21 protein-coding genes and 1 pseudogene are annotated in these 26,626 nt (G+C 69.5%); 13 read left to right on the top strand and 9 right to left on the bottom strand.

What is annotated here, in order from left to right:
• The first annotated feature begins 149 nt into the window (after positions 1-149).
• A complete protein-coding gene (locus tag CKO43_RS18410) occupies positions 150-1,076 on the top strand; it encodes a helix-turn-helix transcriptional regulator (RefSeq protein WP_242481230.1) in 927 nt (308 codons plus the stop codon).
• A 231-nt stretch (positions 1,077-1,307) separates the two neighbouring features.
• Here CKO43_RS18410 and CKO43_RS18415 read toward each other — a convergent pair whose 3' ends face one another.
• From CKO43_RS18415 to CKO43_RS18435, 6 genes are all read right to left on the bottom strand, one after another.
• Positions 1,308-2,531: a PepSY-associated TM helix domain-containing protein gene (locus CKO43_RS18415; protein ID WP_200379507.1), complete on the bottom strand. Its 1,224-nt coding sequence runs from the start codon at positions 2,529-2,531 to the stop codon at positions 1,308-1,310.
• A gap of 1 nt (position 2,532) precedes the next feature.
• Complete coding sequence (locus CKO43_RS18420) at positions 2,533-4,956, bottom strand: TonB-dependent siderophore receptor (RefSeq protein WP_200379508.1); 2,424 nt, start codon at positions 4,954-4,956, stop codon at positions 2,533-2,535.
• Positions 4,957-5,088: 132 nt separating this feature from the next.
• The gene (locus tag CKO43_RS26335) at positions 5,089-5,412 is read right to left on the bottom strand and encodes a FecR family protein (RefSeq protein WP_346728292.1); all 324 of its coding nucleotides are present in this window, start codon (positions 5,410-5,412) and stop codon (positions 5,089-5,091) included.
• A 21-nt stretch (positions 5,413-5,433) separates the two neighbouring features.
• Positions 5,434-5,985 (bottom strand): DUF4880 domain-containing protein, encoded by a 552-nt coding sequence (locus CKO43_RS26340; RefSeq protein WP_346728293.1) that lies wholly within the window; start codon positions 5,983-5,985, stop codon positions 5,434-5,436.
• Between the two features lie 7 nt (positions 5,986-5,992).
• A complete protein-coding gene (locus CKO43_RS18430; RefSeq protein ID WP_200379524.1) occupies positions 5,993-6,502 on the bottom strand; it encodes a sigma-70 family RNA polymerase sigma factor in 510 nt (169 codons plus the stop codon).
• 128 nt (positions 6,503-6,630) lie between these two features.
• Complete coding sequence (locus CKO43_RS18435) at positions 6,631-7,026, bottom strand: carboxymuconolactone decarboxylase family protein (RefSeq protein WP_200231493.1); 396 nt, start codon at positions 7,024-7,026, stop codon at positions 6,631-6,633.
• Between the two features lie 87 nt (positions 7,027-7,113).
• Between CKO43_RS18435 and CKO43_RS18440 the strand changes: the two genes are divergently transcribed.
• Positions 7,114-8,025: a LysR family transcriptional regulator gene (locus CKO43_RS18440; RefSeq protein WP_200379509.1), complete on the top strand. Its 912-nt coding sequence runs from the start codon at positions 7,114-7,116 to the stop codon at positions 8,023-8,025.
• Here the strand turns inward: CKO43_RS18440 and CKO43_RS18445 are convergent.
• Positions 8,010-9,434 carry a short-chain fatty acyl-CoA regulator family protein gene (locus tag CKO43_RS18445; RefSeq protein WP_200379510.1) on the bottom strand — a complete coding sequence of 475 codons (1,425 nt, stop codon included), beginning with the start codon at positions 9,432-9,434 and terminating at the stop codon, positions 8,010-8,012. The two genes, CKO43_RS18440 and CKO43_RS18445, sit on opposite strands and share 16 nt — an antisense overlap.
• 132 nt (positions 9,435-9,566) lie before the next feature.
• Between CKO43_RS18445 and CKO43_RS18450 the strand changes: the two genes are divergently transcribed.
• The 6 genes from CKO43_RS18450 to CKO43_RS18475 are packed head-to-tail and all read left to right on the top strand — an operon-like array spanning position 9,567 to position 16,257.
• The gene (locus tag CKO43_RS18450; RefSeq protein WP_200379511.1) at positions 9,567-10,058 is read left to right on the top strand and encodes a hotdog domain-containing protein; all 492 of its coding nucleotides are present in this window, start codon (positions 9,567-9,569) and stop codon (positions 10,056-10,058) included.
• A complete protein-coding gene (gene prpC / locus CKO43_RS18455; protein ID WP_200231489.1) occupies positions 10,055-11,212 on the top strand; it encodes a bifunctional 2-methylcitrate synthase/citrate synthase in 1,158 nt (385 codons plus the stop codon). Before CKO43_RS18450 ends, prpC begins: the two co-directional genes overlap by 4 nt.
• Positions 11,213-11,229: 17 nt before the next feature.
• Positions 11,230-13,827, top strand: coding sequence for a Fe/S-dependent 2-methylisocitrate dehydratase AcnD (gene acnD / locus CKO43_RS18460; protein WP_200379512.1), 2,598 nt, complete (start codon positions 11,230-11,232; stop codon positions 13,825-13,827).
• On the top strand, positions 13,824-15,002 hold the full coding sequence (prpF, locus tag CKO43_RS18465; RefSeq protein WP_200379513.1) for a 2-methylaconitate cis-trans isomerase PrpF: 1,179 nt from the start codon (positions 13,824-13,826) through the stop codon (positions 15,000-15,002). The genes acnD and prpF overlap by 4 nt, the downstream gene beginning before the upstream one ends.
• An 8-nt stretch (positions 15,003-15,010) precedes the next feature.
• Positions 15,011-15,871 carry an isocitrate lyase/PEP mutase family protein gene (locus CKO43_RS18470; protein WP_200379514.1) on the top strand — a complete coding sequence of 287 codons (861 nt, stop codon included), beginning with the start codon at positions 15,011-15,013 and terminating at the stop codon, positions 15,869-15,871.
• Positions 15,872-15,873: 2 nt separating this feature from the next.
• Positions 15,874-16,257, top strand: coding sequence for a GntR family transcriptional regulator (locus CKO43_RS18475; protein ID WP_200379515.1), 384 nt, complete (start codon positions 15,874-15,876; stop codon positions 16,255-16,257).
• Positions 16,258-16,357: 100 nt separating this feature from the next.
• Here the strand turns inward: CKO43_RS18475 and CKO43_RS18480 are convergent, their stop codons facing one another.
• Complete coding sequence (locus CKO43_RS18480; protein WP_200379516.1) at positions 16,358-17,245, bottom strand: LysR substrate-binding domain-containing protein; 888 nt, start codon at positions 17,243-17,245, stop codon at positions 16,358-16,360.
• Between the two features lie 99 nt (positions 17,246-17,344).
• On the opposite strand from CKO43_RS18480, the gene metE reads away from it, so the two are divergent.
• The 5 genes and pseudogenes from metE (at position 17,345) to CKO43_RS18510 (ending at position 24,372) form a co-directional block, all read left to right on the top strand.
• Complete coding sequence (gene metE / locus CKO43_RS18485; RefSeq protein WP_200379517.1) at positions 17,345-19,633, top strand: 5-methyltetrahydropteroyltriglutamate--homocysteine S-methyltransferase; 2,289 nt, start codon at positions 17,345-17,347, stop codon at positions 19,631-19,633.
• Positions 19,634-20,069: 436 nt separating this feature from the next.
• Positions 20,070-20,611 (top strand): annotated as a pseudogene (locus tag CKO43_RS18495) (Fic family protein); the annotation flags it as partial.
• A gap of 493 nt (positions 20,612-21,104) precedes the next feature.
• Complete coding sequence (locus CKO43_RS18500; RefSeq protein ID WP_200379519.1) at positions 21,105-21,530, top strand: hypothetical protein; 426 nt, start codon at positions 21,105-21,107, stop codon at positions 21,528-21,530.
• Positions 21,530-22,927, top strand: a complete 1,398-nt coding sequence (locus CKO43_RS18505; protein ID WP_200379520.1) for a KGGVGR-motif variant AAA ATPase — start codon at positions 21,530-21,532, stop codon at positions 22,925-22,927. The genes CKO43_RS18500 and CKO43_RS18505 overlap by 1 nt, the downstream gene beginning before the upstream one ends.
• Positions 22,924-24,372 carry a P-loop NTPase family protein gene (locus CKO43_RS18510; protein WP_200379521.1) on the top strand — a complete coding sequence of 483 codons (1,449 nt, stop codon included), beginning with the start codon at positions 22,924-22,926 and terminating at the stop codon, positions 24,370-24,372. The genes CKO43_RS18505 and CKO43_RS18510 overlap by 4 nt, the downstream gene beginning before the upstream one ends.
• Before the next feature lie 255 nt (positions 24,373-24,627).
• Here CKO43_RS18510 and CKO43_RS18515 read toward each other — a convergent pair whose 3' ends face one another.
• Positions 24,628-26,196 carry an HNH endonuclease signature motif containing protein gene (locus CKO43_RS18515; RefSeq protein WP_200379522.1) on the bottom strand — a complete coding sequence of 523 codons (1,569 nt, stop codon included), beginning with the start codon at positions 26,194-26,196 and terminating at the stop codon, positions 24,628-24,630.
• Positions 26,197-26,626: the final 430 nt, after the last annotated feature.

Raw genomic sequence — 26,626 nt, forward strand, 5'->3', positions numbered from 1 at the left:
GCTGGGCCAGCGGGCGGGGCGGGGAGCTGATGGCGGCGGTGGCGGCTGGTGTCATGGCGGCAGTATTCCGGTGCCGTTAAACTGGTACAAGTGTTTGCTTATCCTGGTAGTGCTGCTGCCCGCCAGCGCTTGCCGAGCTGGAGTCCACGATGACGAGCCTGCAGATCCTTTCCCCGAGCGCCGCCACGATGCCGCCGTCGCTGGCCGTCCCGCGTGCCGCGACCGAACGCGAGCTGGAGCTGGGTGCCTTTTTGCGCTCCCGCCGCGAGAGCCTGGATCCGACGCGCCTGGGCCTGCCGCGCACCGCCCGGCGGCGCACGCCGGGGCTGCGGCGCGAGGAGGTGGCGCAGCTCGCCGACGTCGGCGTCACCTGGTACACCTGGCTCGAACAGGGGCGGCCGGTGCGCGCCTCGGCCGCGGTGCTGATGCGCATCGCGGCGGCGCTGCAGTGCTCCGAGATCGAAACCCGGCACCTGCTGGCACTGGCCGGCGCCGGCGATGCGGTGGCGAGTTCGCAGCCGGTGTGCGAGCGCCTCTCCGACACCGCGCGCATGCTGCTCGAGCAGCTCGGCCCCTGGCCGGCGGTGCTGCAGAACGCGCGCTTCGACATCCTGGGGGCCAACGACGCCTTCCAGCGCCTGATGGGGGTGGAGCTGGCGCGTGTGCCCGAGGGCGAGCGCAACTGCATCTACCTGGCCTGCAGCAACGAACACTGGCGCGCCGCGCTCGCCGACTGCGAGGAGTCGCTGCCGCACATGGTCGCGATGTTCCGCGCGGCGATGGGCGAACACCTGGGCGAGCCCGAGTGGGAGGCGCTGCTGGCGCGTTACCGCGCCGCCGCGCCCGAGTTCGACCGGCTCTGGCGTGAACGGCGCGAGGTGCGCGGCGTCGAGAACCGGGTCAAACGCTTCCGCGTGGCCGCGCACGGCGTGTTGAGACTGCAGCAGCTGAACTGGTGGTCGGCGCCACGCAACGGCAACCGGCTCGTGGTCTACATGCCGGCCGACGAAGCGGCGCAGGCGGCGCTGCTGCAACTGCACGCCGATGCGGCGCGGGAGCCGGGCGAGGGCGGCTGACGCGCAGCGGGGTACCGGAGCAGCCGGCGCGCCGGAGCCGGCAGATGGGGCTTGCGGTCAATACTGTATGCGCATACAGTCTTCGCAAACACCCGGAGGCACCGATGTATCCCCATCTTCGCCAGCACTACCGTCCCCGCCCCGACCGCATGCCCGGCTGGCTGCGCAAGCTCTGGGTCTGGTTCTGATCTCCGGCGCGCCCGGCTGGCAGCGGCCGCCGCTGCCAGCCGTTCAAGGCGCCGTCCGGGCGCAGGCAGGCGGCGAGGCCCCCCGGCGTGCCGCGGCCCGGCGCTTGCGCAGCCAGATCAGCACGCCGGTGACGGCGAGCGCGGCCAGTACCAGCCCGGTCAGCGAGACGAACACCCGCATCGGCCAGCCGCCCACGGCCGCCATGTGCAGCGTGGTGAGCCAGGTGCGCACGGTGTCGCCGGCGGCGCCGCCTGTGGGCAGCCACAGGCCGGTTGTTTCGCCGCTGCGGGCGTCCACGCCAACGCGCGTCAGGCCCCAGCGTTCGGACACGTCCAGCGTCGTGCGGGCGTAGTAGCCGTACTCGCCGCGGCGTGGGTCGTAGATCAGCATGTACTCGCCGAGCACGGCGAAGCCGCGCGTGGCGGCGGCCTGCAGCAGGCGCGCTCGGCCGGCCTCGCGCGCCTGCTGCCAGCCCACAGGCGGCTGCAGCAGCGGCGCGCCGCCGGGCGGCGGCGCCGGCTCCAGCTGGTGCGCGAACAGCGTGCGCATCACCGGCTCGTAGACCTCGCGCAGGTTGAAGGCGACGCTGCTCCAGGCGAGCACGAACAGCATCGGCCAGGGCCACAGACCGCCGGCGCGATGCAGGTCGAAGTTCAGCTTGTGCGCACCGCCGCGCCAGCGCACGCGCCAAGCCGGCCGCCAGCGCGCCAGCCAGACGGCAGGGCCGGCGCTGCCGGCACGCGCCGGCAGCGTCAGCCAGACGCCGGCGAAGCAGTCCAGCGTCCACAGCAGCGCGACCAGGCCCATCCAGTAGTTGCCGATGCCGGTTATGGCCAGCGAGTCGTGCAGCCGCAGCACGAAAGGCATCAGGTTCTTGCGGCCCTGGCCGAGGTCGCCCCATCGGCGCTCCCCCTGGATACGGCCGGTCCAGGGGTTGACGAACACCTGGTCGTCGGCCAGCGGCGCCGCCCCGGCGCCGCCGGGCCTGGCGTACAGGCGGAACACCAGCGTGCGGCCGGCTTCGATCTGCAGCGGCGCGCGCAGTACCAGCGCCTGCGGGAAGGCCGCCTGGACGCGTTCGCGCAGCAGCAGCGGGTCCAGCGCCGGCCCGGTGCCGGCCGGGGCGGCGACGAACAGATCCGGGTTCAGCGCCGTCTCCAGTTCGTCGTTCCAGGCCAGCAGGCTGCCGGTCAGGCCGGCCAGCAGCAGGAAAGCCGCCAGCACCAGGCCGACCCAGCGGTGCAGCCGCAGCAGCGCTGCACGCATCTCAGAAGTCGATCTGCGCGCCCAGTTTGACGGTGCGCGGCGCCCCCTGCACCAGGCTGCTGCTCTCGGCCTGCGTCACCCAGTAGGCCTTGTCCACCAGGTTGTCGATGTTCAGCCGCAGCGTGAGCGCGTTGCCGGCCCAGCGCCTCTGGTAGCGCGCGCCGGCGTCCAGCAGCGTCACCGCGCCGACGGACCACTGGTTGGCGGCGTCCAGCGGGCGTTTGCCGATGTGGCGCGCGCCGGCGGAGAAGGTCAGCGGCAGCCCGGCCAGGCGGTACTCGGCCATCGCGGCGAACTGCTGGCGCGCGACGCCCTGGATGCGTTTGCCTTCGAGTTCGCCATCGGTCGTCTTGCGGCCGGTGGCGTCGAGCCAGATCGCGCTGGCGCCGGCCAGCCATTGCGGGGTCAATCGCGCCTTGGCCGACAGCTCCAGCCCCTGGTAGCGCGCCTCGCCGTCCTGGCTGTAGACGTTGTCGGCGCTGGTGTAGCTCAGGCCGCGGATGAGCCGGAAATACGCCGCCGTCGCCGACCAGCGTTCGCCTTCGGCCTTGAGCCCGACTTCATGTTGTTTGCTGGTCATCGGTTCGAACACCTGGCCGGCGTTGGCCGCGGTCTCGGGCGCGGTCGAGCCCTGCTCCAGCGCCTCGACGTAGCTCGCGTAGACCGACAGGCCCGCCAGCGGCCGGTAGACGGTGGCGAGCGTCGGCGTCGTGGCGCTGCGTTCGTAGCCGCTGTAGCGGTCATCCAGCGTGCCGCGGCGCAGGCCGGCGACGATGTCCCAGTCGGCGCCCAGGTGCAGCGTGTCGGTGGCGAAGACCTCGCGCAGCTTCACCTTGTCGTACTCGTGGTCGGCATCGTTCGTCGTGTAACGCGTGAAGGGGTTGGCGAAGTCCACCGGATTGGCCAGGTTGCCGGAGCCGGCGTTGCCGCCATCGTCGACCGGGGTGTTCAGGCTGCGCGTGTCGGTGCGCAAGACGCCGACGCTCAGCTCGTGGCGCACCGCGCCGGTCTGCAGCTGGCCGCTGACCTGGGCCTGGGTGTCGCGGCTCTGGAAGCGGTTGGCGTAGCTCCAGAAGGTCATCGAGTAGTCGCCCTGGGCGTCGGCGAAGATCGCCGGCGCCAGGAACTCGCGCCCGCTTTCCGACCACCGGTGCGCCAGCGACAGCGCCCAGTCGGGCGCGAACTGCCAGCTCAGGTCGCTGCCCCAGGTCTGCTGCCTGGACCCGTAGCGCGTGAACGATGGCGCCAGACGTTTGTCGCCGGCGATCGGGTCCAGCGGCTCGCCCGCACCCCAGTTGCCGGTGCTGCCGTCGGAGTTGGGAATCAGCGCCCAGTAGCCGCCGTGGCGCACGTGTTTCGCCGCCAGCGCGTCGGCGCGCCAGTTCAGTTCGGGCGTGATGCGCCAGTCCAGCGCCAGCGAGGCCGAAGCGCGCCCCGAGCGCGCGCCGTCGACGTAGGTGTCGCCGCCTTCGCCGACCAGGTTCACGCGGTAGCCGAAGGCCTGCCGGTCGCCGAAGCGCCCGCCCAGGTCGCCGTGCAGCAGCACCAGGCCGCTGTCCATCAGCTGGGTGTTGAGCTGGCGCACCGGCTCGTCGCCCGCCCGTTTGAGCGTGTAGTTGACGACGCCGCCGGGCGCGCCGAAGCCGTAGAGAAGGGCCGAAGCGCCCTTCAGGATCTCGACGCTGTCGAAGTGCTCCAGCGGCAGGTCGGCCGCGCGCACGCGCACGTTGCGGCCGTCGATCTTCTGGCCGGTGTAGAAGTCCGGGCCGATGCCGCGCACGGCCAGCGAGTTGTTCTCGGTGACGAGGTTGTCCGAGCCCAGGCTGATCGCGGCGTCGAAGCGGGTCAGGTCGGCGAGCGAACGCGCCTGCAGGTTGTCCATCAGCTCGCGCGAATAGGCTTCGATGCTGTAGGGCGTGTCCTTCAGGCTCTTCTGGCCGAGCACGCCGACCGGTGCGCTCTTGTTGCGGTAGGCCGCGTCGGCGCCGCCGTCGAGCGCGGCCGCGCGCACCCGCAGTGCCGGCAGCGCGCTCGCGGCATCGGCCGCGGGCAGGCGGCGCAGCGTCCAGCTGCCGTCGGCACGCTGCACCAGCTCCAGGCCGCTGCCGTCGAGCAGGCGCTCGAAGGCCTGCGCCGGGGTGTAGCGCCCGTTCAGCGCGGCTACGCTGCGGCCCTCGGTCAGCGCCGGGTCGAAGGACAGCGCGATGCCGGAGCCGGCAGCGGCCAGCGACAGCGCGCGGCCCAGCGGGCCGGCCTCGATGCGGTAGACGCGGGGTGCCGGCTCGTCCGGCGTCGCTGCGGCGGCCTGGGACAGCGGGCCGGCCAGCGCGGCGCCAATCGCCAGGCTCAGCAGCGTCGCAGGCCAGGTTTTCGCCGCTGGCGTCGGCAAGCTGAGGGCGCGGCGGTGGGGCAGGGGTGATGTCACGGTGTCGGTCCTGTGGTTGAAGCTCACCGCCACAGGCCAGACGAGCGCGTAAATAGTGTCAGCGCGGCACGAAAGTCAGCCAGCGGCCGTGCCAGCGCTCGAGCGCCTGGACCGGATAGGTCGTCACCAGCATCACCAGCGTGCGCCGGGTTTCGGCGCGCGAGCCCACCGGATAACTGCCGGAGACACGCAGCCCGGCCACCGCCGGGTCGCAATGCACGAAGCCGCCGCGGTAGCGCTGCAGCTCGGACGCATGCGGTCGGCCAGCAGCAGGCCCTGGGTCCAGGCCGCGAAAGCCTCGTCGACCGGCGTCGGCGGCGCCACCGCCGCGGCGCTGAAGCCGGTCTGCTCGCCGGCCTGCAGCACGCGCCCCGGGCTGTCGGGCGCCGACGCCGGCGTGATGCGCACCGCGCCGTCGAACACCGCCACCTGCGTGTGTTCGTCGAAGCGCCGCACGGCGAAACGCGTGCCCAGTGCCTACAGCCTGCCGTGTTCGGTGTGCACCCGCAGCGGGCGCGCGCGCGGCGACGGGTCGGGTTGCGACTGCACCAGGATCTCGCCGGCGCGCAGACGCAGCAGCCGCTGCTCGTCGTCGAAACGCAGGTCGACGGCGCTGCCGGTGTTCAGCGTCAGGCGGCTGCCGTCGGCGAGCCGCTGTTCGTGCCGTTCGCCGGCGGCGGTGCGCAGGTCGGCGCCCAGGTTGAGGCCGTGCGGGCCGTCGTTCCAGCGCCAGCCGGCCCAGATGGCGGGCGCCGTGCCCAGCAGCAGCGCCAGCTTGGCGAGCGCGGCGCGGCGTGCGGCCGGGGCTTTGCGGTCCAGCGCCGGCATCGCCAGCGCCGGCGGCAGGCCGCCCAGCAGCGCCTGCAGCTGTTCGGCACGAGCCCAGGCGCGCGCGTGCTGCGGGCTCTGCCGGCGCCAGCGCGCGCAGGCGGCGCGGTCGGCGTCGCTGGCGCCGCCGCCATGCAGGCGCACCAGCCAGTCGGCGGCTTCGTCCAGCACCCGGGCGTCCAGCGTCTGGCCGTGTTTCATCGCTTGGTCAGGCCGCGGGCCCGGCGTCGTCCATCAGCGCCAGGCAGCGGCTGAAGGCCAGCTTCATGTGGCGCTTGACGGTCGCCAGCGACACGCCCAGGCGCGCGGCGATGGCGTCGTAGCCCAGGCCTTCGATCTGCGACAGCAGAAACGCACGCCTGACGTTGGGGGGCAGCGCATCGAGCATAGCGTCGACCTGGTGCAGGGTCTGCAGGATCAGCAGGCGCTGTTCCGGCGAAGGCGCGAGCGGCTCGGGCAGTTCGGCCAGCGCGAGCAGATAGGCGCGTTCCAGCGCCTGGCGCTGGCACCAGTTGGCCAGCAGCCCGCGCGCGACCGTGGCGAGATAGGCGCGTGGCTGCCGGATCGCCTGCAGGTCGCGGCCGGCGAGGATGCGCAGATAGGTGTCCTGCGCCAGGTCCGCGGCGTCGGGGCCGTTGCCCAGCTTGCGCTGCAGCCAGCCGGTCAGCCAGGCGTGGTGATCCGTATACAGGCGCTGCAGCAGCGCGGCGCCCGCCATCGGCGCCGGGGCCGTTTCGGTGTCGACGACGATGGGGCCGGCAGGCATCGGTTCGGCGTCCCGGGGCGGGGGAGACGGCAGCTACATAGGAATGCGTCGCATTCTAGATTGAAGGCCACCAGCCAGCCTCAGTCTGCGATCGGCAGCGTGATGCCAGCTTCTTCGAACACGCTGCGGGCGACCGCCAGGCCGTTGAGCGCCGCCGGGAAGCCGGCGTAGACGGCCATCTGCATGATCACCTCGACCACCTCGTGCGGCTTGCAGCCGACGTGCAGCGCGGCGTGCACGTGCACGCGCAGCTGCGGCAGCGCGTGGCCGAGCGCACAGAGCGCGGCGACGGTGGCGAGTTCGCGCTCGCGCAGACCCAGGCCGTCGCGGGCGTAGATGTCGCCGAAAGGGAACTCGACCAGGTAGCGCGCGAAGGCCGGGAAGGCCGCGGCCAGCTGTTCGACCACCGCCAGGCCGGCAGGGCCGTCGACGGCCGCCAGCATCGCGGCTCCACGTTCGTATCGGGTTTCGTTCATCGCTGCATCTCCATCGTGTTGCATGGCGCCGATGCTGGGCGCGCCGCCGCGCGCCGGCTATGGCCGCATTGGTGATACCTTTCCGGTATGACGAGCCGACTCGATTCGCGCGCGCTGGCGCTGTTCCTGGCAGTAGCCGACACGCTGAGCTTTCGCCAGGCGGCGCAGACGCTGCACATGACGCAGCCGCCGCTGAGCCGCGCGATCCGTGAACTGGAAGAGCGGCTGGGCCTGCGCCTGTTCGAACGCGACACACGCGGCGTCGCGCTGACCGAGGCTGGACAGCTGCTGCTGCCCCATGCGCGCGCGGTCGCGCGCTCGCTGCATGAGGCCCAGGCGGCGCTGGCCCGGGTGCGGGAGCGCGCCACGCCGGCACCGCTGCGCCTGGGCGTGACCAGCGCCGTCGAACTGCCGGCGCTGCGCCGGCTGCAGGGGCGGCTGGCGCTGAAGCTCGTTTCCGACACCTCGCCGCGGCTGGTGCGCCAGCTGCGCGCCGGGCGGCTGGATGCAGCCGTCGTCGCCTTGCCGACCGAGACCCATGAGCTGGACGTCGTCGAACTGGAGCGCCAGCCGATGCTGGTGGCGCTGGCGGCGTCGCACACGCTGGCGCGGCGCCGGCTGCTGCGCCTGGCCGACCTGGCGCAGGAAGCGCTGTTCTGGTTCGAACGCGCTCGCCAGCCGGCCTTCTACGACCACTGCCAGCAGGTCTTCGCGCAGCACGGTTTTGCGCCGCCGCGGCTGCAGGAGCCGGCCGACCACCACGTGCTGCTGGCCGAGGTGGCGGCGGGCAAGGGCGTGGCGCTGCTGCCGCAGTCGTTCTCGGGCCTGAAACGCGCCGGGGTCAGCTACCGGCGCCTGGCCGAAGGGCAGGCGCTGGCGGTGGGCGTAGGGCTGGTCACGCCCGGCGACCGCCGGCCCGTGCGCGACCTGCTGCTGGGCTGGCTGGGCCCGGTGCCAGGGCCGCAGACGAAACAAGCCGAGCTTCAGGCCGGCGCGTAAGGCTCGCGCGGCCGCGTGTTCTCGTCGATCTTCAGCGCCCGCCCCAGTGCCGGCCAGGCGCGTTGGCTGCAGTGGCGGCGTTCGCAGACTTTGCAGCCCGGGCCTATCGGCACCGCGGTCTCGGGGCGCTCCGGCGCCAGGTGGCGGCCGTAGACCAGGCGCGGCGCATGGCGGGCGTCGCAGCCCAGCGCCAGCGCGAAGCGGCGCGCCGGCTGGCCGTAGCCGCCGTCGGCGTGCGTCACGCTGCGCGCGATCCACAAATAGTTGCGGCCGTCTGGCATCTGCGCTAGCTGCGTCAGCACCTTGTCGGGCTGGGCGAAGGCCTCGTAAACCTTCCACAGCGGGCAGGTGCCGCCGGTGCGCGAGAAGTGGAAGTCGGTGGCCGACTGGCGCTTGGAGATGTTGCCGGCGCGGTCGACGCGGATGAAGAAGAAGGGCACGCCGCGGGCGTCGGGCCGCTGCAGCGTCGACAGCCGGTGGCAGACGGTCTCGAAACCGACGCCGAAGCGGCGCGCCAGCAGTTCGATGTCGTAGCCCAGCGCCTCGGCCGCCGCCAGGAAGCTGCCGTAGGGCAGCACCAGCGCGCCGGCGAAGTAGCTCGCCAGGCCGATGCGCGCCAGCGCACGCGCTTCATCGGTGCGCAGTTCGCCGTCTGCGGCCAGGCGGTCGACGAGCTCGCCCGCCTCCAGGAAGGCCAGCTGAACCGCCATCTGGAAGCTGCGCTGCCCGGCGTCCAGGTCCGGGTTCAGGCGCAGCGTGCGGCTGGCGGGGTCGAAGCGGCGCAGCCCGCCGCCGTCGTCGGGCGCGGCGACCTGCACGCCGACACCGTGCCGCCGGGCCAGCCGCTGCTGCAGCGCCGGCGCCAGTTCCGCCGCCGACGGCGAACCAACCTCCAGCTGCGCATGCAGCCGCTCGGCCAGCACATCCAGTTCGGCGACGTGGTTGTGGCGCGTGTAGAAGAAGTCGCGCACCTCCTCGTGCGGCTGCACCGGCGCCACCGTGGCCAGCAGGCTGCGGTCGCCACGCTCGCCGGCCAGCAGTTCCAGCCGCAGGCGGGCGTCGCCCGCCTGGCGGTGCAGCTCGACGATGCGCCGTGCCAGCGCCGGCATCTGCTGCGCCACCGCCTGCAGCTCGGCCATCGCCACCGGCGCGTTCGGGCCGACGTCGGCCAGCGCGTCCTGCAGCTGCGCGATCAGGCGCGACTCCTCGTCCTCCGAGAACCACTGCAGGTCCACGCCCAGCGCCGACTGCAGCTTCAGCAGCACCGGCACCGACAGCGGCCGCTGGTTGTTCTCGAGCTGGTTGACGTAGCTCGGTGACAGCCCCAGCCGCGCGGCCAGCGCGGCCTGTGTCAGGCCGGTGCGTTCCCGCAGCGTGCGCAGCCGCACGCCCATGAATGTCTTGCGCATGGCCCAGTCTACAGCTTCGCAAACTTCGCAAGCTTGCTGCGATGGCTTCGCTTTTCATGGCTCGATCAGTCGTTGATCGCGCTTGCCGTGGCTGCGAGTATTGCGACATCGAGAGATCGGATGGAACGACGGATGCACAGCCCCCAGGATCGCGGCAGGACGCCGAAGCCAGCGCCAGCGGCCGGCACAACGGCCGCCGAGCCAGCGCTGCTGGAGCCGCTGACGCTGACCGAACTGGTGCTGCCCGGGCAGGCCAACCACTACGGCACGCTGTTCGGGCCTTACGGCCTGGCGCTGCTGGGCAAGGCCGCCTACCTGGTCGCGCGCTGCCGCAGCGGGCAGTCGGTGGTGATGGCGGCGGCCGGCGACATCGAGTTCCTGCGCCCGGTGCCGGTGGGCGCGCTGCTGACGCTCGTCGCCCGCATCCGCCGCGTCGGCCGCAGCTCGCTGACGGTCGGTGTCGAGGCCTGGCTGGACGCGGCACTCGCGGCCGAGCCGGTGCTGCGTGGCCGCTTCGAGATGGTGGCCGTCGACGACCACGGCCGGCCGGCGGCGCTTGGCGCCGGTTGCAGCGCGCCGGCCACCGTATCGGCCGCAACGAATACCCAAGGAGACAGACGATGAACGATTCCCTCGCACCCGCCGCCTTCAAGCCGAAGAAGTCGGTCGCGCTGTCGGGCGTGACCGCCGGCAACACCGCGCTGTGCACCGTCGGCCGCAGCGGCAACGACCTGCACTACCGCGGCTACGACATCCTGGACATCGCCGAGGTTTGCGAGTTCGAGGAGATCGCGCACCTGCTGGTGCACGGCAAGCTGCCGACCGCGGCCGAACTGCGCGCCTACAAGACGCGGCTGCGTGCGCTGCGCGGCCTGCCGGCGAGCGTGAAGGACGCGCTGGAGAACCTGCCTGCCGGCGCGCACCCGATGGACGTGCTGCGCACCGGCGTCTCGGCGCTGGGCTGCATCCTGCCGGAGAAGGACGACCACAACCTGCCGGGAACCCGCGACATCGCCGACCGGCTGCTGGCCTCGCTGGGCTCGATGCTGCTGTACTGGTATCACTGGAGCACGCAGGGCCGGCGCATCGTCGTCGAGACCGACGACGACTCGATCGGCGGCCACTTCCTGCACCTGCTGCACGGCGAGAAGCCGCAGGAGAGCTGGGTGCGGGCGATGCACACCTCGCTGAACCTCTACGCCGAGCACGAGTTCAACGCCAGCACCTTCGCTGCGCGTGTCATCGCCGGCACCGGCAGCGACCTGTACTCGGCCGTCGCCGGCGCGATCGGCGCGCTGCGCGGCCCGAAACACGGCGGCGCCAACGAAATGGCCTTCGAGATCCAGAAGCGCTACGACGGCCCCGACGAAGCCGAGGCCGACATCCGCCGCCGCGTCGAGGCGCGCGAGGTCGTGATCGGCTTCGGCCACCCGGTCTACACCATCGCCGACCCGCGCAACGAGGTCATCAAAGGTGTCGCCCGACGCCTGTCGTACGAGGCGGGCTCGCACAAGATGTTCGACATCGCCGAGCGCATCGAGAGCGTGATGTGGGACGCCAAACGCATGTTCCCCAACCTCGACTGGTTCAGCGCCGTCAGCTACCACATGATGGGCGTGCCGACGGCGATGTTCACGCCGCTGTTCGTCATCGCGCGCAGCAGCGGCTGGGCCGCGCACGTGATCGAGCAGCGCGTCGACAACAAGATCATCCGCCCGAGCGCGAACTACACCGGCCCCGAGCACCGCGCCTTCGTGCCGCTGGCAGAACGCAGCTGAGCGCGACCGAAGCCCCCATGCACATGCCTTTCCGCAAACGCCTGCCCGGCACGACGCTGGACTACATCGACGCCCGCGCCGCCGTCGAGGCCCTGGTGCCCGGCGCCTGGGACACGCTGCCCTACACCGTGCGCGTGCACGCCGAGAACATCGTGCGCCGCGCCGATCCGGCGATCGTCGGCGACTGCCTGCGCCAGCTCGCCGAAGGCCGGCGCGACCGCGACTTCCCCTGGTACCCGGCGCGCGTGGTCTGCCACGACATCCTCGGCCAGACGGCTTTCGTCGACCTGGCCGGGTTGCGCGAGGCCGTCGCCGCACGCGGCGGCGACCCGGCGCTGATCAACCCGGTGGTGCCGGTGCAACTGGTCGTCGACCATTCGCTGGCCGTCGAATGCGGCGGTGACGACCCCGACGCGCTGCGCCGCAACCGCGAGATCGAGGACCGCCGCAACGAGGACCGCTTCGACTTCATCGAGTGGTGCCGGCAGGCCTTCGACCAGGTCGACGTGATCCCGGCGGGCAACGGCATCATGCACCAGCTCAACCTGGAGGCGATGTCGCCGGTGGTCCAGGTGCAAGGCGGCCTGGCCTTCGCCGACACATGCGTCGGCACCGACTCGCACACCCCGCACGTCGATGCGCTGGGCGTCATCGGCGTCGGCGTCGGCGGGCTCGAGGCCGAGAACGTGATGCTCGGCCGCGCCTCGTGGATGCGGCTGCCCGAGATCGTCGGCGTGCGCCTGAGCGGCCGCCGCCGCCCGGGCATCACCGCCACCGACATCGTGCTGACGCTGACCGAGTTCCTGCGCCGCGAGAAGGTCGTCGGCGCCTACCTCGAGTTCCACGGCGAAGGCGCCGCGGCGCTGTCGGTGGGCGACCGCGCGACCATCGCCAACATGGCGCCCGAGTACGGCGCGACCGCGGCGATCTTCCCGATCGACGCGCAGACCCTGGCCTATCTGCGCCTGACCGGGCGCGAGCCGGCGCAGGTGGCGCGGGTCGAGGCCTACGCACGCGCCGCCGGGCTCTGGGCCGACACGCTGGCGGCGGTGCGTTACGAGCGCACGCTGAGCTTCGACCTGGGCAGTGTCGAGCGCACGCTGGCCGGGCCCAGCCAGCCGCACCGGCGGCTGCCGCTGGCGGCGCTGAAGGCGCGCGGCATCGCCCGCGGCCTGGACGCGGCGCGTGCCGACGAGGCTCAGGGGCGGCTGCCCGACGGCGCCGTCGTCATCGCCGCGATCACCAGCTGCACCAACACCAGCAACCCGCGCAACCTCGTCGCCGCCGGGCTGCTGGCGCGCAACGCGCGCCGGCTGGGGCTGGGGCGCAAGCCCTGGGTCAAGACTTCGCTGGCGCCGGGCTCGCGTGTCGCCGAGCTCTACCTGCGCGAGGCCGGGCTGCTGGCCGAGCTGCAGGCGCTGGGTTTCGGCATCGTCGGTTTCGCCTGCACCACCTGCAACGGCATGTCGGGAGCGCTCGAGCCGGCGATCCGGCGCGAGATCGCCGAACGCGACCTGTTCACCACCGCGGTGCTGTCGGGCAACCGCAACTTCGACGGCCGCATCCACCCGCAGGTGCGCCAGGCCTTCCTGGCCAGCCCGCCGCTGGTCGTCGCCTATGCGATCGCCGGCACCATCCGCTTCGACATCGAACACGACGTGCTCGGCGTCGTCGACGGCCGCGAGATCCGGCTGCAGGACCTCTGGCCCGACGACGAGGAGATCGACGCCCTGGTCGCGCGCGCGGTGCGGCCCGAGCAGTTCGTGCAGGTCTACCGGCCGATGTTCGGCGCGCGCGAGCGGGCGAAGGTCGCCCCGCTGTACGCCTGGCGGCCGCGGTCGACCTACATCCGCCGCCCGCCGTACTGGGACGGCGCGCTGGCCGGCGAACGCAGCCTGGCGCGGCTGCGTGCGCTGGCGGTGCTGCCCGACAACGTCACCACCGACCATCTGTCGCCGTCCAACGCGATCACGCCCGACTCGGCGGCCGGCGAGTACCTGGCGCGCATGGGCCTGCCCGACGAGGACTTCAACTCCTACGCCACGCACCGCGGCGACCACCTGACGGCGCAGCGCGCCACCTTCGCCAACCCGACGCTGGCCAACGAGATGGTGCGCGCCGCCGACGGCAGCGTGCGCCGCGGCTCGCTGGCGCGGCTGGAGCCCGAAGGCCGCGTGATGCGCATGTGGGAGACCATCGAGACCTACCAGCAACGCCGCCAGCCGCTGATCGTCGTCGCCGGGGCCGACTACGGCCAGGGCAGCTCGCGCGACTGGGCCGCCAAGGGCGTGCGCCTGGCCGGTGTCGAGGTCGTGCTGGCCGAAGGTTTCGAGCGCATCCACCGCAGCAACCTCGTCGGCATGGGCGTGCTGCCGCTGGCCTTCGAGCCCGGCGACACGCGGCTGACGCTGGGCCTGGACGGCAGCGAGCTCTACACCGTGCTCGGCAACCCGGCCCCGGGCGCGCGGCTCGAACTGCTGATCGAGCGCCGCGACGGCCGCAGCGAGCGGCTGCCGATGCGCTGCCGCCTCGACTCAGACGAAGAGGCCTCGATCTACCGCGCCGGCGGCGTGCTGCAGCGCTTCGCGCAAGACTTCCTGGAGACCCAACGATGACGACCGCGGCACCGCTGCGAATTCCCGCCACCGTGATGCGCGGCGGCAGCAGCAAAGGCGTGTTCTTCCGCCTCGAAGACCTGCCCGAGGCCGCGCAGCGGCCCGGCGCCGCACGCGACCGGCTGCTGCAGCGTGTGATCGGCAGCCCCGACGCCTACGGCACGCAGATCGACGGCCTGGGCGGCGCCACGTCCAGCACCAGCAAGTGCGTGATCCTGGCGCCGTCGACGCGCCCCGGCCACGACGCCGACTACCTCTACGGCCAGGTCGCGATCGAGCGTGACCTCGTCGACTGGTCGGGCAACTGCGGCAACCTGTCGGCCGCGGCCGGCGCCTTCGCCGTGCACGCCGGCTACGTCGCGCCGGATCGCCTGCCGCACGACGGCGTCTGCACCGTGCGCCTGTGGCAGGCCAACATCGGCAAGACCATCCTGGTGCAGGTGCCGGTGGCCGGCGGCCAGGTCCGCGAGAGCGGCGACTTCGTGCTCGACGGCGTCGCCTTCCCGGCGGCCGAGATCGTGCTCGAGTTCCTGGACCCGGCTGCCGACGACGGCGCGATGTTCCCGACCGGAAACCTCGTCGACGAACTCGAGGTGCCCGGCGTCGGCCGGCTGCAGGCGACGCTGATCAGCGCCGGCATCCCGACCGTCTTCGTCGAGGCAGCCGCCGTCGGCTGCCGCGGCACCGAGCTGCGCGAGACGATCAATGGCGACCCGGCGGCGCTGGCGCGGTTCGAGGCCATCCGCGTCGCCGGCGCGCTGCGCATGGGGCTGATCGACTCGCCCGAGGAGGCGCTGCTGCGCCAGCACACGCCCAAGATCGTCTTCGTCGCGCCGCCGGCCGACTACACGAGCTCCAGCGGGCGCCGCGTGCACGCCGCCGAGATCGACCTGCTGGCGCGTGCGCTGTCGATGGGCCGGCTGCACCACGCGATGATGGGCACCGCCGCGGTGGCCATCGCCACCGCCGCCGCGGTGCCGGGCACGCTGGTCAACCGCGCCGCCGGCGGCGGCCCGCGCGAGCGCCTGTGTTTCGGTCACCCGGCGGGTCTGCTGCGTGTCGGCGCGCAGGTGCGCGCCGAGGCCGGCCGCTGGCTCGTCACGCGCGCGGTGATGAGCCGCAGCGCCCGCATCCTGATGGAAGGCTGGGTCCGCGTGCCCGCCGACAGCTTCTGAGGTCCACCATGTCCACCCGCAGCCGCCTCCGGGCGCTGGCCGAGGCCCGCCGCGGCGTGCTCGTCCCCGGCGCCTTCAACGCCCTGTCCGCCCGCATCGTCGCCGACCTCGGTTTCGAGGCCGTCTACGTCACCGGTGCCGGCGTCACCAACATGTGGTTCGGCCTGCCCGACCAGGGCTTCATGGGTCTGGCCGAGATCGCCGAGCACACCGCACGCATGCGCGACGCCGTGGAACTGCCGCTGATCGTCGACGCCGACACCGGCTTCGGCAACGCGCTGAACGTGCGCCACGCAGTGCGCACGCTGGAGCGTGCCGGCGCCGACTGCATCCAGCTCGAAGACCAGGTGGCACCCAAACGCTGCGGCCACTTCGCCGGCAAGGACGTGATCGCGCTGGACGAGGCGCTCGGCAAGATCAAGGCCGCCGTCGACGCGCGCCGCGACCCCGAGCTGCTGATCCTGGCGCGCACCGACGCCGCCGCGACCCAGGGTTTCGAGGCCGCGGTCGAACGGGCGCAGGCGTTTGCCGAAGCCGGCGCCGACCTGCTGTTCGTCGAGGCGGTGACCCAGGCCGACGAGGTGCGTGCGCTGCCGCAGCGCCTGGCCCGGCCGCAGCTGATGAACATGGTGATCGGCGGGCGCACGCCGATCTTCGGCGCCGACGAGCTGGCCGGGCTGGGCTACGGCCTGGTGCTCTACGCCAACGCGGCGCTGCAGGGCGCGGTGGCCGGCATGCAGCGCGCGCTGACGGCGCTGCGCGATGCGGGCGAGCTGCACGAGGCGAGCGGCCTGGTGACGCCGTTCGCCGAGCGCCAGCGCCTGGTCGGCAAACCCGAGTGGGACGCGCTCGAGCGGCGCTACGCCTGATGGTGCCGGCTGGCACGAAGCCGCCGCGTGCGCGGCGGCGCCTGCGTCCGCCGGCGCTGTGCGAGCTGGTCGCCGACGACCTGCGGCGGCGCATCCTGCGCCACGAGTTCGCCGCCGGCGCCGACCTCGACGAGACGCGGCTGGCGGTGCACTACGGCGTCAGCCGCACGCCGGTGCGCGAGGCGCTGAAGCTGCTGAACCATGAAGGTCTGCTGGTCGGCCAGCCGCGCCGCGGCCTGTCGGTCGTGACGGTGGACGAAGCCGAGATGGCCGAGGCGCGCGCGCTGCTGCGCCTGCTGGACAGCGAGCCCGGCGGCGCGCTGCGCGCGCGCCTGACGGCCTGGCTGCGGCAGCGGCTGCAGCTGGGGGCGGGCAGGGCGGCTTGAGGCCTTCGGCCGGCGCCAGGCGCCGGATACCGACCCGCAGCGTTATCGGATGGACGTGTTTGCCGGCATCCAGGCCACGATCAGGCGCTGCCGGCGGCCCTCATGCGCCTGGCGACCGGGCCAGCTCCACGAAGCCGCGCAGATAGGCCAGGTCCGCATCCGCCTCGCGCAGCCCGAGGAAGATCTGCTTGTCGACGCCGTGCGGCCCCAGCCGCAGCGGCACCAGGTCCAGCTGCGGCGCCACGTCCTGCAGCAGCCAGCGCGGCAGCGCGGTGACGCCGCGGCCGCTGGCCACCATCTGCAGCAGGATGTCGGTGGTCTCTATCGTCTTGTGGCGCCGGGGTGCGACGCCCGCCGGCGTCAGAAAGCGCGTGAAGACGTCCAGCCGCTCGGGCGCGACGGGGTAGGTGATCAGCACCTCCGGCGCCAGGTCCTGCGGCTGCACCTGGCTCGCGCCGGCCAGGCGGTGGCCGCGGTGCACCACCAGCACCTGCTCGTAGTCGAACACCGGCTCGAAGGCGAGCCCGGGCTTGTACAGCGGGTCGGGTGTCACCAGCACGTCGATCTCGTAGCCGAAGAGCGCGCCGATGCCGCCGAACTGGAACTTCTGCTTGACGTCGACGTCGACCTCGGGCCACGCCGCCAGGTAGGGCTCGACGATCTTCAGCAGCCACTGGTAGCAGGGGTGGCACTCCATGCCGATGCGCAGCGTGCCGCGTTCGCCGCGTGCGATCCGGCCCAGCTGCGCCTCGGCCTGCTCCAGCTGCGGCAGCACGCGCCGCGCCAGTGCCAGCACCTGCTGGCCGGCCGGCGTCAGGTGCAGGCTGCGGTGTTCGCGCCGCCAGATGTCGGTGCCGAGCTGCTGCTCGAGCTTGCGCATGCTGTGGCTGAGCGCCGACTGCGTCAGGCAAAGCACCTCGGCGGCGGCCGTCAACGAACCCTGGCGCTCGACCTCCAGCACAACGGCCAGGTGGATGCGCTCGATCATGATGGATGAGCCCTGTTCATTGATCCGTGAGGAATGACCATTTTACGTGATGGATAGGGCTGCCTAGCATGCGTCCGCTTCACGACTCGGACCCTCACGATGACCACGCTGCACAACCTCGGTTTCCCCCGCATCGGCGCCCGGCGCGAGCTCAAGTTCGCGCTCGAGGCTTACTGGAAGGGCGAGGCCTCGCCCGAGACCCTGCAATCGCTGGGCGCCGAGCTGCGCCAGCGCCACTGGGCGCAGCAGGCCGGCCTGGACCTGGTGCCGGTGGGCGACTTCTCGTTCTACGACCAGGTGCTGGACACGAGCTTCATGCTTGGCAACGTGCCCGAGCGGGCGCGGGATCACGGCGGCGACGCGCTGGACGTCTACTTCCGCGTCGCGCGCGGACGCTCGGCACCGGCGGCCGAAGCCGGCTGCTGCGCTGGCGGTGTCGCCGCCGGCGAGATGACCAAGTGGTTCGACACCAACTACCACTACATCGTGCCCGAGTTCCACTCCGGCACGCGCTTCGTGCTCGATGCCTCGCGGCTGCTGGCGCAGCTGGCCGAGGCGCGTGCGCAGGGTGTCGCCGCCAAGCCGGTGCTGCTGGGCCCGCTCAGCTACCTCGCGCTGGGCAAGGCCAAGGACGGCTCGGACCGGCTGGCGCTGCTGCCCGAGCTGCTGCCGGTCTACGCCGAGCTGCTGCGGCTGCTGGCGGCCGAGGGAGTGGACTGGGTGCAGGTCGACGAGCCGGTGCTGGCCACGGACCTGGAGGCGCCGTGGCACAGGGGCTTCGAGGCGGCCTACGCCGCGTTCGCCGGCTGCGGCGTCCGGCTGCTGCTGAGCTGCTACTTCGGCCCGCTGCAGAACAACGCCGAGCTGGCGCTGCGCCTGCCGGTGGCGGGGCTGCATGTCGACGCGGTCGCCGGGCGCGACGAGGTCCAGGCGCTGGCAGCGCGGCTGCCGGCGGACCGGGTGCTGTCGCTGGGCGTGATCAGCGGCCGCAACGTCTGGAAGACCGACCTGACGGCGCTGCTCGACTGGTTGGAGCCGCTGGCGGCGCGCCTGGGCGAGCGGCTGTGGCTGGCGCCGTCGTGTTCGCTGCTGCACGTGCCGGTGGACCTGTCGATCGAGGACGGCATGGACGCCGAGCTCAGGTCCTGGCTCGCGTTCGCCCTGCAGAAGCTGGCCGAACTGCGCCTGCTGGGCCGCGCGCTGCGCGAGGGCCGGGACGCGGTGCGCGCCGAGCTGCAGGCCAACCGTGACGCGCTGGCCGCGCGCCGCGCCTCGCCGCGGGTGCACCGGCCCGAGGTGCGGGCGGCGGTGGCGGCGCTCGACGCCGACATGGGGCGCCGCCGCAGCCCGTATCCGCTGCGCGCCGCGCGCCAGGCCGAGTGGCTGAAGCTGCCGGCCTACCCGACGACGACGATCGGTTCGTTCCCGCAGACCGCCGAGGTCCGGCGCGTGCGCGCCGAGTTCAAGGCCGGGCGGCTGGAAGAGGGCGCCTACCGCGACGCGATGCGCGCCGAGATCGTGCACGCGGTGCAGGTGCAGGAAGCGCTGGGCCTGGACGTGCTGGTGCACGGCGAGGCCGAGCGCAACGACATGGTCGAGTACTTCGGCGAGCAACTCGACGGTTACGCCTTCAGCCGCTTCGGCTGGGTGCAGAGTTATGGCTCGCGCTGCGTCAAGCCGCCCATCCTGTTCGGCGACATCGCCCGGCCGCGGCCGATGACGGTGGACTGGAGCGCCTACGCCCAGTCGCTGACCACCAGGCCGATGAAGGGCATGCTGACCGGGCCGGTGACGATCCTGAACTGGTCCTTCGTGCGCGACGACCAGCCGCGCGCCGACACCTGCCGCCAGCTGGCGCTGGCGATGCGCGCCGAGGTGCTGGACCTGGAGCGCGCCGGCGTGCGCGTGATCCAGATCGACGAGGCCGCGCTGCGCGAAGGCCTGCCGCTGCGGCGTTCGGCCTGGCAGCCGTATCTGGACTGGGCCGTCGAGTGTTTCCGCATCACCGCCAACGGCGTGCGCGACGAGACCCAGGTGCACACCCACATGTGCTATTCGGAGTTCAACGACATCATCGCGTCGATCGCGGCGATGGACGCCGACGTCATCACGATCGAGACCTCGCGTTCGGACATGGAGCTGCTCGACGCCTTCGAGCACTTCCAGTACCCCAACGAGATCGGCCCCGGCGTCTACGACATCCACTCGCCCAACATCCCCGCGCGCGAGCACATCGTCGCGCTGATGCGCAAGGCGGCGCGGCGCATCCCGCCGCAGCGGCTCTGGGTCAACCCCGACTGCGGCCTGAAGACGCGCCAGTGGAGCGAGGTGATCCCGGCGCTGGAGCAGATGGTGGCGGCGGCGAAGACGCTGCGCGAGCCCGCCTGATTGCTCGCGGCGCCCGCCTCGGGCTGCGGCCAGACGACGGTGACGCTGGGTCTGCTGGCTGCCCGGCGGCTACCCCGAACTGCACGCCGGCCGCCGGCCGCCGCCACACGCTGGCGCGAGGGGCTGCGCGCCTTCGCCACCACGCGGCCTATGCATGGCGAATGCGGTGGCTGCAGGGCGCGGGTCTCGGTGCTCGAAGAGGCAGACGGCAGCCGCCATGCGATGGCCGGGCTGCCGTGGCTCGAGGCCTCGTTCCGCAAGCGCCGGCTGCGCCTGGGATATCGCCTGGCCGAGCTGCAGGTGGCTATGCCCGGTGATGCCGCCGACACGCGGCTGCGCGGCCACGGGTTCCACTACGCCAGCGAGCTCGCCCAGCCCGACGCGCCGCTGGCGCACATCACCTGCGCCGACGGGCGGGAGGCGGCCGAGACCGGCTCCTGGCGGCAGCTCGCGCATCCGCTTTCGTCCGGTCGCCGCGCACCTCAACCCCATGGCGATGGCGGACCTGGGCGCGCGCTGCCGCTCGGCGCTGAGTCAGCACCTGGCAGACCCCTTGGTGCTGGTGCCTCTGGTCGTCCTCGACTCTCTTTGCTTCCACCCGTTCCCGGATGGCAACGTCCGCATGGCAGCCACCTCCCGGGGCTGGCAAGAAGCAGCTCACGAAATCGACCCATGGCTAGCCTGCTTCTGGGGGGCGCTGCTGGGCGACTACAAGGAGTTCGAAGAGCGCGTGGGCAGCATCGAGCGCGGACGGGGCGCCAAGGGCGCCCGTGTTCGCTCGCAGATCCTCAAGCGCCAACGGCCTTTCTCGATCTCGGAGATCGTGGAAGCCTGCCCCGGCATCAGTCGCGACAGGGTGCGCGTGATCCTGCGGGCGATGAAGGCCGAGGGACTGTCGCGCCGAACGGCAAGGGGTGCGCGGCCAAGTGGATCAGGCTGGATGCAGGTTCTGAAAGCATGGGGCAGAACGATCGATAGCTGAGCGAACACCAGGCCGTGGCGCTTGTCCGTCTGCACGGGCTCCAGGTCGGTCGGCAGCGCGGGCGTCGCATCGCTCTTGCAGTACGGCTTGGTCTCGGGGGCGCGCCTGGCTCGTGCTGGAGGCTCTGCGCCGCGGGGGGTGTCCGGAGGTGTTTCAACAGCCTGTTGGGCACGGAGGGCGGCTGTGCAGCGAGTGCTGCCGGTCAGCGAAGCAACCGAGAGCGCCTGCTGTCGGCCACAAGCGGTCCCTCGCGCAGCGCGCGCCGGTTCGGCCGTGACGTGTCCCTGAGCGGCAGGTTTCCGGCGCTGAGTCTGGGCACTTCTGGGGCCCGACTCGGCCATGACCAGTCACTGGAAATCGTCTGATTTGAGGATGCTCGTTGCGCCGCCGGCGACGAGATCGGCCCGCAAGGCCTGCCGCTACCATGCGAAGCGGGGCCGCCTCCGACGCAGGGCGCCGGCTGCCCCAAATGCTATCGTCCCAAGTGCCATGGCCTACTCGCACGACTACCAGATCTCCGCTCGACGACACATGAAGGCTGCTGACCACCTCTACGACCTTGACACCGGCGGTGCTCAACCCGGGGCGAAGGCCGTCGCGGGCTACCTATACGGTCTCGCGGGGGAGTTGGCCGTGAAGCAGATGATGATTCAGAGTGGAATGCGTCCCTTGGGGGCCGATAAGCGACGCGACGATCCGTTTTACAAGCACTTTCCCGAGTTGAAGGCGTTCTTGCAGACCACGGCCACCGGTCGTCGAGCCGGTGAACTTCTGACGATGGCGCGAACGACTCAGACATTTCGTGAGTGGAGCACCGACATGCGGTACGCACCAACGCGAGAGGTGCCAGCCGGCCACGTGGACAGTTGGCAGGAAGATGCCAAGAAGCTCATGGGCCAGATGGAGGAGCAGTGATGCCTGTCTTTTTCGACGATGCGCTGCCCACGCTAATCGAGATTCTTGAGGAATGCGGTGGTAAGTCGTTCGTAGAACGGGGCACGGTCCTACGCGACGCAACCGGTCGCCTGAGCTTCTTCGCCGCAGACCGTCCGCCGGTTCCAGAACAAGCGGATGTAGAGGCAATCTCCAGCATCGAAGGTTCGCCCGCGGATCACGTAGTGCACCTCGACGCGCTGGGGCGACGCATTGTTGATCGCCTCGGTGCTTACGCCCGGGAGGACAGACCTGTGGTCTACCCAACCGACGATGGTGCTTCATCGGTGCTGACGTCTAGTGAGCGCATTCCGGTGCGGGTGGGTGATCAGTTCTGTTACTTGGTCGACCGGCGCATCGTCGGCGCCGGCTGGCTGGCCCAACCAGTTGCCGCTACCACAAGCCCACCCCGTTTGGTGTTTGCTTCTTTAAAGGGCGGCGTGGGCCGCTCCACTGCACTAACCGTGTCAGCCGCTGACTTGGCGCGACGCGGTCGCAACGTGCTCGTAATAGACCTAGACCTGGAGGCACCAGGTCTGGGTCACTTGCTACTCGAAGACGGGCGGCTGCCCGACTACGGCGTTGTCGACTTTCTCGTGGAGAACGGCATAGGCGGCGTTGGTGATGACCTATTGCGCAGGTTCGTTGGGACCAGCCAGCTGACGTCATCTAGCGGTGGCGTGGTCGACGTTATGCCCGCACTCGGTCGAAAATCTGGGGCCGCTCCCGAGAACGTTTTGGCCAAACTGTCGAGGGCCATGATAGAGGACGTCACCGAAACGGGCATGGTCTCGGTTGGTGGGCAGATTTCGGCCATGATTGACCGCATAGCCGCTATGGGTTCGTATGACGCGGTGCTGATCGACAGCCGGGCAGGCCTGTCCGAACTAGCTGCGCCTGCGGTTATCGGGCTCGGTGCCACTGTGCTGCTGTTTGGTACTGCTCAAACGCAAACGATCGAGGGCTACAGGGCGCTGTTTGCGTCTCTACAACTTTTGGCGCAGCGGGACGAAGTGCAGGGACGAAGTGCCGAGTGGCGTCTAGCGTTGCGGCCTGTCTACGCCAAGGCTGGTCTAAACGCAGAAACCGCCGACCGGTTTCGTGATGAAATTTATGAGTTGTACTCCGAGTATCTGTACGACGCAGAGCCAGAAGACGATGCCGGAGCTGACGTGACTTCCCTCCTCCGTTTCACCCAGCAAGACGGATCGGCGCCCCACGCCCCGCTGATGATCCCTTTCAACGCAGCGTTTGTGGACTTCGACCCGTCTCGACAGCCCACTCAACTGACCACCGCTTTCTACGAGCAGAGCTTTCGCCCGTTTCTGGACGCCATCGACAGTATTCTTGAGGCTGCCGCAGCCGAGATCATAAATTGAACGACGTTTCCAGTTCTTTCTTCGCTATTCGCCGGGCCATTGCCGATTTTCGGCTCGCACGCAAGGTCGAGCCGAACGCCACGATACTGCCTCAGGAGGTGTTCCTGCCTGTCGGACATCGGGGTGTGCTGGACATGCGTCGACAACTTGTTGTTGGCGAGCGTGGAATGGGGAAAAGCTTCTGGACCCACGCCCTTAGCAATGAGGACGTCCGCGACAAGTTGGCGGCGTACTATAGATTTCCCGAACTCAAGTCCACTGAAGTCATAATCGGCTTTAACGGCTCCGACAGAAGGCAGCGGCTTGCGCCCACGGTAGACGATTTGGCCGAAATCCGGCAGTTGCCGAATTTCAAACCCGACCTGGTCTGGAAGGCCTTGTTACTGCGCATGGCCGAGGACAAGTTGGGCAAGAAGTTCGACACCATGGCCGACACGATAACCCTCCTTGATCAGCAGCCAAGCCGCTACTCAGAAGCGCTTTCGCAGTTAGACGACCACTTGACGGTAAATAGGCGGAACCTGCTAATAGTCTTCGACGCCCTCGACAGACTAGCGATGGACTGGAGCACCATCAGAGAGCTCACTCGCGCCCTCCTGCGCTTGGCAATAGGCCTTCAGTCCTTCAGGTCCATTCGCGCCAAGATATTCATGCGCGTGGACATGTTCTCTGACCGAGAGATCTTCAGGTTTCAAGACAGCTCAAAGATCAAGAACGACCATGTAAGCTTAATGTGGCAGGCGGAAGAGCTGTATGGCTTGGTGCTGTTCGAGATCCTTCGCGACCATGACGGCGAAGCAGCCCTGAAGAGGCTGGCCGCGCAGACTGAGACCTTGCCCGCGTTGCCCATCAACGGAGAGGACAGCAGGCTGCATGTGAACGAGCAGCGCAGGCTGGTCCACGCATTGGCGGGCGAGTTTATGGGGAGTAACAAGAAACGCGGCTTGGTGTACACGTGGGTCCCTCTGCATTTGAGCGATGCGGCCAACACCTGCTCGCCACGCACCTTCCTTACGGCTTGGAATGTAGCAGCGGAGCGTGTGCCCGCGCCCACAGACCACGCCATTGACCACCTTGGTCTCCTTGACGGGGTGCGGTCGGCCTCCCGCAGTCGCTTGAACGAGCTTTATGAGGACTACGAATGGATCCGCCCCTCACTAGAAGCGCTCCAGAGACAGTTCGTCCCTATGTCGCGCGACCAGCTCTTCCAGCTTTGGAACGACCACCGCGTCATGCAGGCTATCGCAGCATCGACTCATGGAGAAGTTTCGAAGACGCCGGCTGGCTTAACTGATAGTCCCGAGTTTGAGGCGTTGCTCCAGGCAATGAAAGCCGTGGCGGTCATGGACGAACGCAGCAACGGCAAGATCAACGTACCCGACATCTATCGGGTCGAGGCGGGAATTCTGCGCAAGGGCGGCGTCGCGGTTCCGAAGCGTTCTTAGGCACGCGCGACTTGGACCTCGCGCCAGCAACTCTCGACCGTCCGGCCTTGGAAGGTCACTAAAGAGGAGGACCGCCTGCTTTGGATCGATTACGGGTTTACCCCATAGTCAGCTTTGAGTATGCGCTGTCCGACCTTCAGGTATCGGGCGGGCCGATCGCCACAACGGTCCGCCGGTGTCGATCCAAAGCCGGTCTACACGCGATCCCGATCAACGCCACAAAGCCGTCGCCAGCAATGCAAGCATTCCGTCGGCTTACTCTGCGGCGCCAAGGAGGAAGCCCGTCGTTAGGCCGTGAGCCTTGAGCCACTGCTTTACCTCCGATTTATTGTCAGAGAGGACGCGATCAATCTCATCGCCCGTGGGGGATACCCAGCGCTTCCACGAAATTAAGCGGTTGACGACTTTTTTCACTTGCTTAAGCTGCGCGTCGTCGAGATCCCGATAGAAGCAGCAAGCCTTCTCGTCGCTGTCATGAATGTCCAACTTGGCGCATATGGCATCACGCAGCAATTCGGCCCAAGCCATCATTGACTTCGATCGCAGCATTCGCGTCAACGCGCGCTGCTGATCATTCGCAGAACCGAGCTTCGCGTTCCACGCGTGGAACCCTAGTTCGTCCAGCATGTTAAACAATGCAACTACGTTTGCCACTTCTTGGCTGCGCTTGTAGTCCTTCGCCGTCAGACTTTCCTCAGTGGGCTCACGCAACAGAAATGAAGCGAATATCGACTTACTGAGCATGTCCAGCGTGATCGGGTGGTCGTCAGTGCTTCGATTTCCAGCGGATACCAGCCTCGCCAGTTTGTTGTCCCCATCCTGGAGCACGGCGTTGTAAAGGAAGCTTCGGAAGCGCTCATTCAGCTGACCAGCTGTCTGTAGCGTGTCGTGGCTCTTGAGCCATTTCATGAAGCCCGCCTCGGACTTGGTTGCCTCTTCCTCAATGTCGCGGTAAGCAGCAAAGTCGGCACCGAACTGTGAGCCGAGCTTGAGCACCATGACGGACGAGAAGAACCGTGTCTGTGCATACTTGTCGTGGGCCGCAATGTTGGTCTGGTTCAGTAGGCGAAGATCAGCCTCATCTAGGTAGACCTTGCACTCGAGCGCCCGCCGACCGTTCCACAACAAGGCGGCCGCCTTGTGCTGCCCGTCGAACAGGCGAATTCGGCTGCCGACCACGCGCCCGATGGAAGGTTGAAGAACCGGGTGAGCCTGGAAGTGGCGGAACAGATCGAAGACCTTCTCGAAAATCAAGTAGCGCGGCTGGAGACCGAGCTGGTCACTTTCGTCGTCGTCGCTGTCGATTAAGGAGGCGGGCAGGGTCGCGTAAAAGTAGCGCCAGCCCGTGGTCGGGCAAGTGCACAACGGCGCCTTCAGTTTCACGTTGGGCGACTCGACGACAACTTCCAGGTCCCGCACCGTGACCGCGACAGGATCACCGAACGCATCTAGCTCGTTCGTCTTCTTAAGGTATTGCAGCAGGTCCCTCAGGGTGAGGCGGTCAGAGCCGGCGAAGAATTCTTCGAGTCGCAGTTTGATGCGAAAGTCGAAAAGTGAAAGCTGCCCCTTCTCCTTATTGTGCGTGGCGCACATCGGAGCAATATTGTCTAACTCAGACGCACCACCTAAGCTGAATGCGCGGATGTGATCGAACTGAAGTTTCTCGCTCTCAGGAATGGCATGACCATTCGCAAAGCACTTACGACCGTGCTGCTTTAGGATGACTGACTTCTCGTCGTCGTTCAGTTGTCGTTTTAGTGTAATTGCCATGTTCAGCTTTTTGCGTAAACCAAATTTTGGATAGTCGGTGACTCCGGCGCGCAATTTTCAGCATCTTCAACCAGCCTTTGATTCCGGTCGACTATGTTTCACGACAAACTGAGATTGCTCGGCGCATACAAGGAGCCATGATGCCAGCATCGGCTCTCTGCGGCGTAGAGATCGCGGCAAGCGCTCTGGACTCAGGTAGGTGAGGTGCGCGATAGCACAGCTTTCGCCACCGGCGGCTCATGGCCGAGTCCTGGTGCCCGCGAGCGGCAGCTTCCGGGAAGCAAGGGGCGCCGCGTCGGGGCTGGTTCCTCGGCCAGTTTCCGGAAGCCTCGAACGGCAGCAACGGGTCGATAGCAGTCAATCGAGCTATCGCGGACGAGTACCCCAGATCAGTCTTTAGCCGCCCCTCGGCCGCCAGTCAGCTGGCGTGTGATCCGCAGCTTCGCCAGCGCTGCTCACCCCATCCCCGCCACGACGCCCCGCA

Source organism: Rubrivivax gelatinosus, from assembly GCF_016583785.1.
In the GTDB taxonomy this organism is placed as follows: Bacteria; Pseudomonadota; Gammaproteobacteria; order Burkholderiales; family Burkholderiaceae_C; genus Rubrivivax; species Rubrivivax gelatinosus_B.

Excerpts from the sequence above, each read along its gene's own strand:
- metE (WP_200379517.1), top strand. The coding sequence starts at position 17,345 with ATGACCACGCTGCACAACCTCGGTTTCCCCCGCATCGGCGCCCGGCGC.
- CKO43_RS18440 (WP_200379509.1), top strand. The coding sequence starts at position 7,114 with ATGACGAGCCGACTCGATTCGCGCGCGCTGGCGCTGTTCCTGGCAGTA.
- CKO43_RS18480 (WP_200379516.1), bottom strand. The coding sequence starts at position 17,245 with ATGATCGAGCGCATCCACCTGGCCGTTGTGCTGGAGGTCGAGCGCCAG.
- CKO43_RS18500 (WP_200379519.1), top strand. The coding sequence starts at position 21,105 with ATGGCCTACTCGCACGACTACCAGATCTCCGCTCGACGACACATGAAG.
- CKO43_RS18505 (WP_200379520.1), top strand. The coding sequence starts at position 21,530 with ATGCCTGTCTTTTTCGACGATGCGCTGCCCACGCTAATCGAGATTCTT.
- CKO43_RS18415 (WP_200379507.1), bottom strand. The coding sequence starts at position 2,531 with ATGCGTGCAGCGCTGCTGCGGCTGCACCGCTGGGTCGGCCTGGTGCTG.
- CKO43_RS18435 (WP_200231493.1), bottom strand. The coding sequence starts at position 7,026 with ATGAACGAAACCCGATACGAACGTGGAGCCGCGATGCTGGCGGCCGTC.
- CKO43_RS18470 (WP_200379514.1), top strand. The coding sequence starts at position 15,011 with ATGTCCACCCGCAGCCGCCTCCGGGCGCTGGCCGAGGCCCGCCGCGGC.
- prpF (WP_200379513.1), top strand. The coding sequence starts at position 13,824 with ATGACGACCGCGGCACCGCTGCGAATTCCCGCCACCGTGATGCGCGGC.
- acnD (WP_200379512.1), top strand. The coding sequence starts at position 11,230 with ATGCACATGCCTTTCCGCAAACGCCTGCCCGGCACGACGCTGGACTAC.
- CKO43_RS18410 (WP_242481230.1), top strand. The coding sequence starts at position 150 with ATGACGAGCCTGCAGATCCTTTCCCCGAGCGCCGCCACGATGCCGCCG.
- prpC (WP_200231489.1), top strand. The coding sequence starts at position 10,055 with ATGAACGATTCCCTCGCACCCGCCGCCTTCAAGCCGAAGAAGTCGGTC.
- CKO43_RS26340 (WP_346728293.1), bottom strand. The coding sequence starts at position 5,985 with ATGAAACACGGCCAGACGCTGGACGCCCGGGTGCTGGACGAAGCCGCC.
- CKO43_RS18450 (WP_200379511.1), top strand. The coding sequence starts at position 9,567 with ATGCACAGCCCCCAGGATCGCGGCAGGACGCCGAAGCCAGCGCCAGCG.
- CKO43_RS18430 (WP_200379524.1), bottom strand. The coding sequence starts at position 6,502 with ATGGCGGGCGCCGCGCTGCTGCAGCGCCTGTATACGGATCACCACGCC.
- CKO43_RS18445 (WP_200379510.1), bottom strand. The coding sequence starts at position 9,434 with ATGCGCAAGACATTCATGGGCGTGCGGCTGCGCACGCTGCGGGAACGC.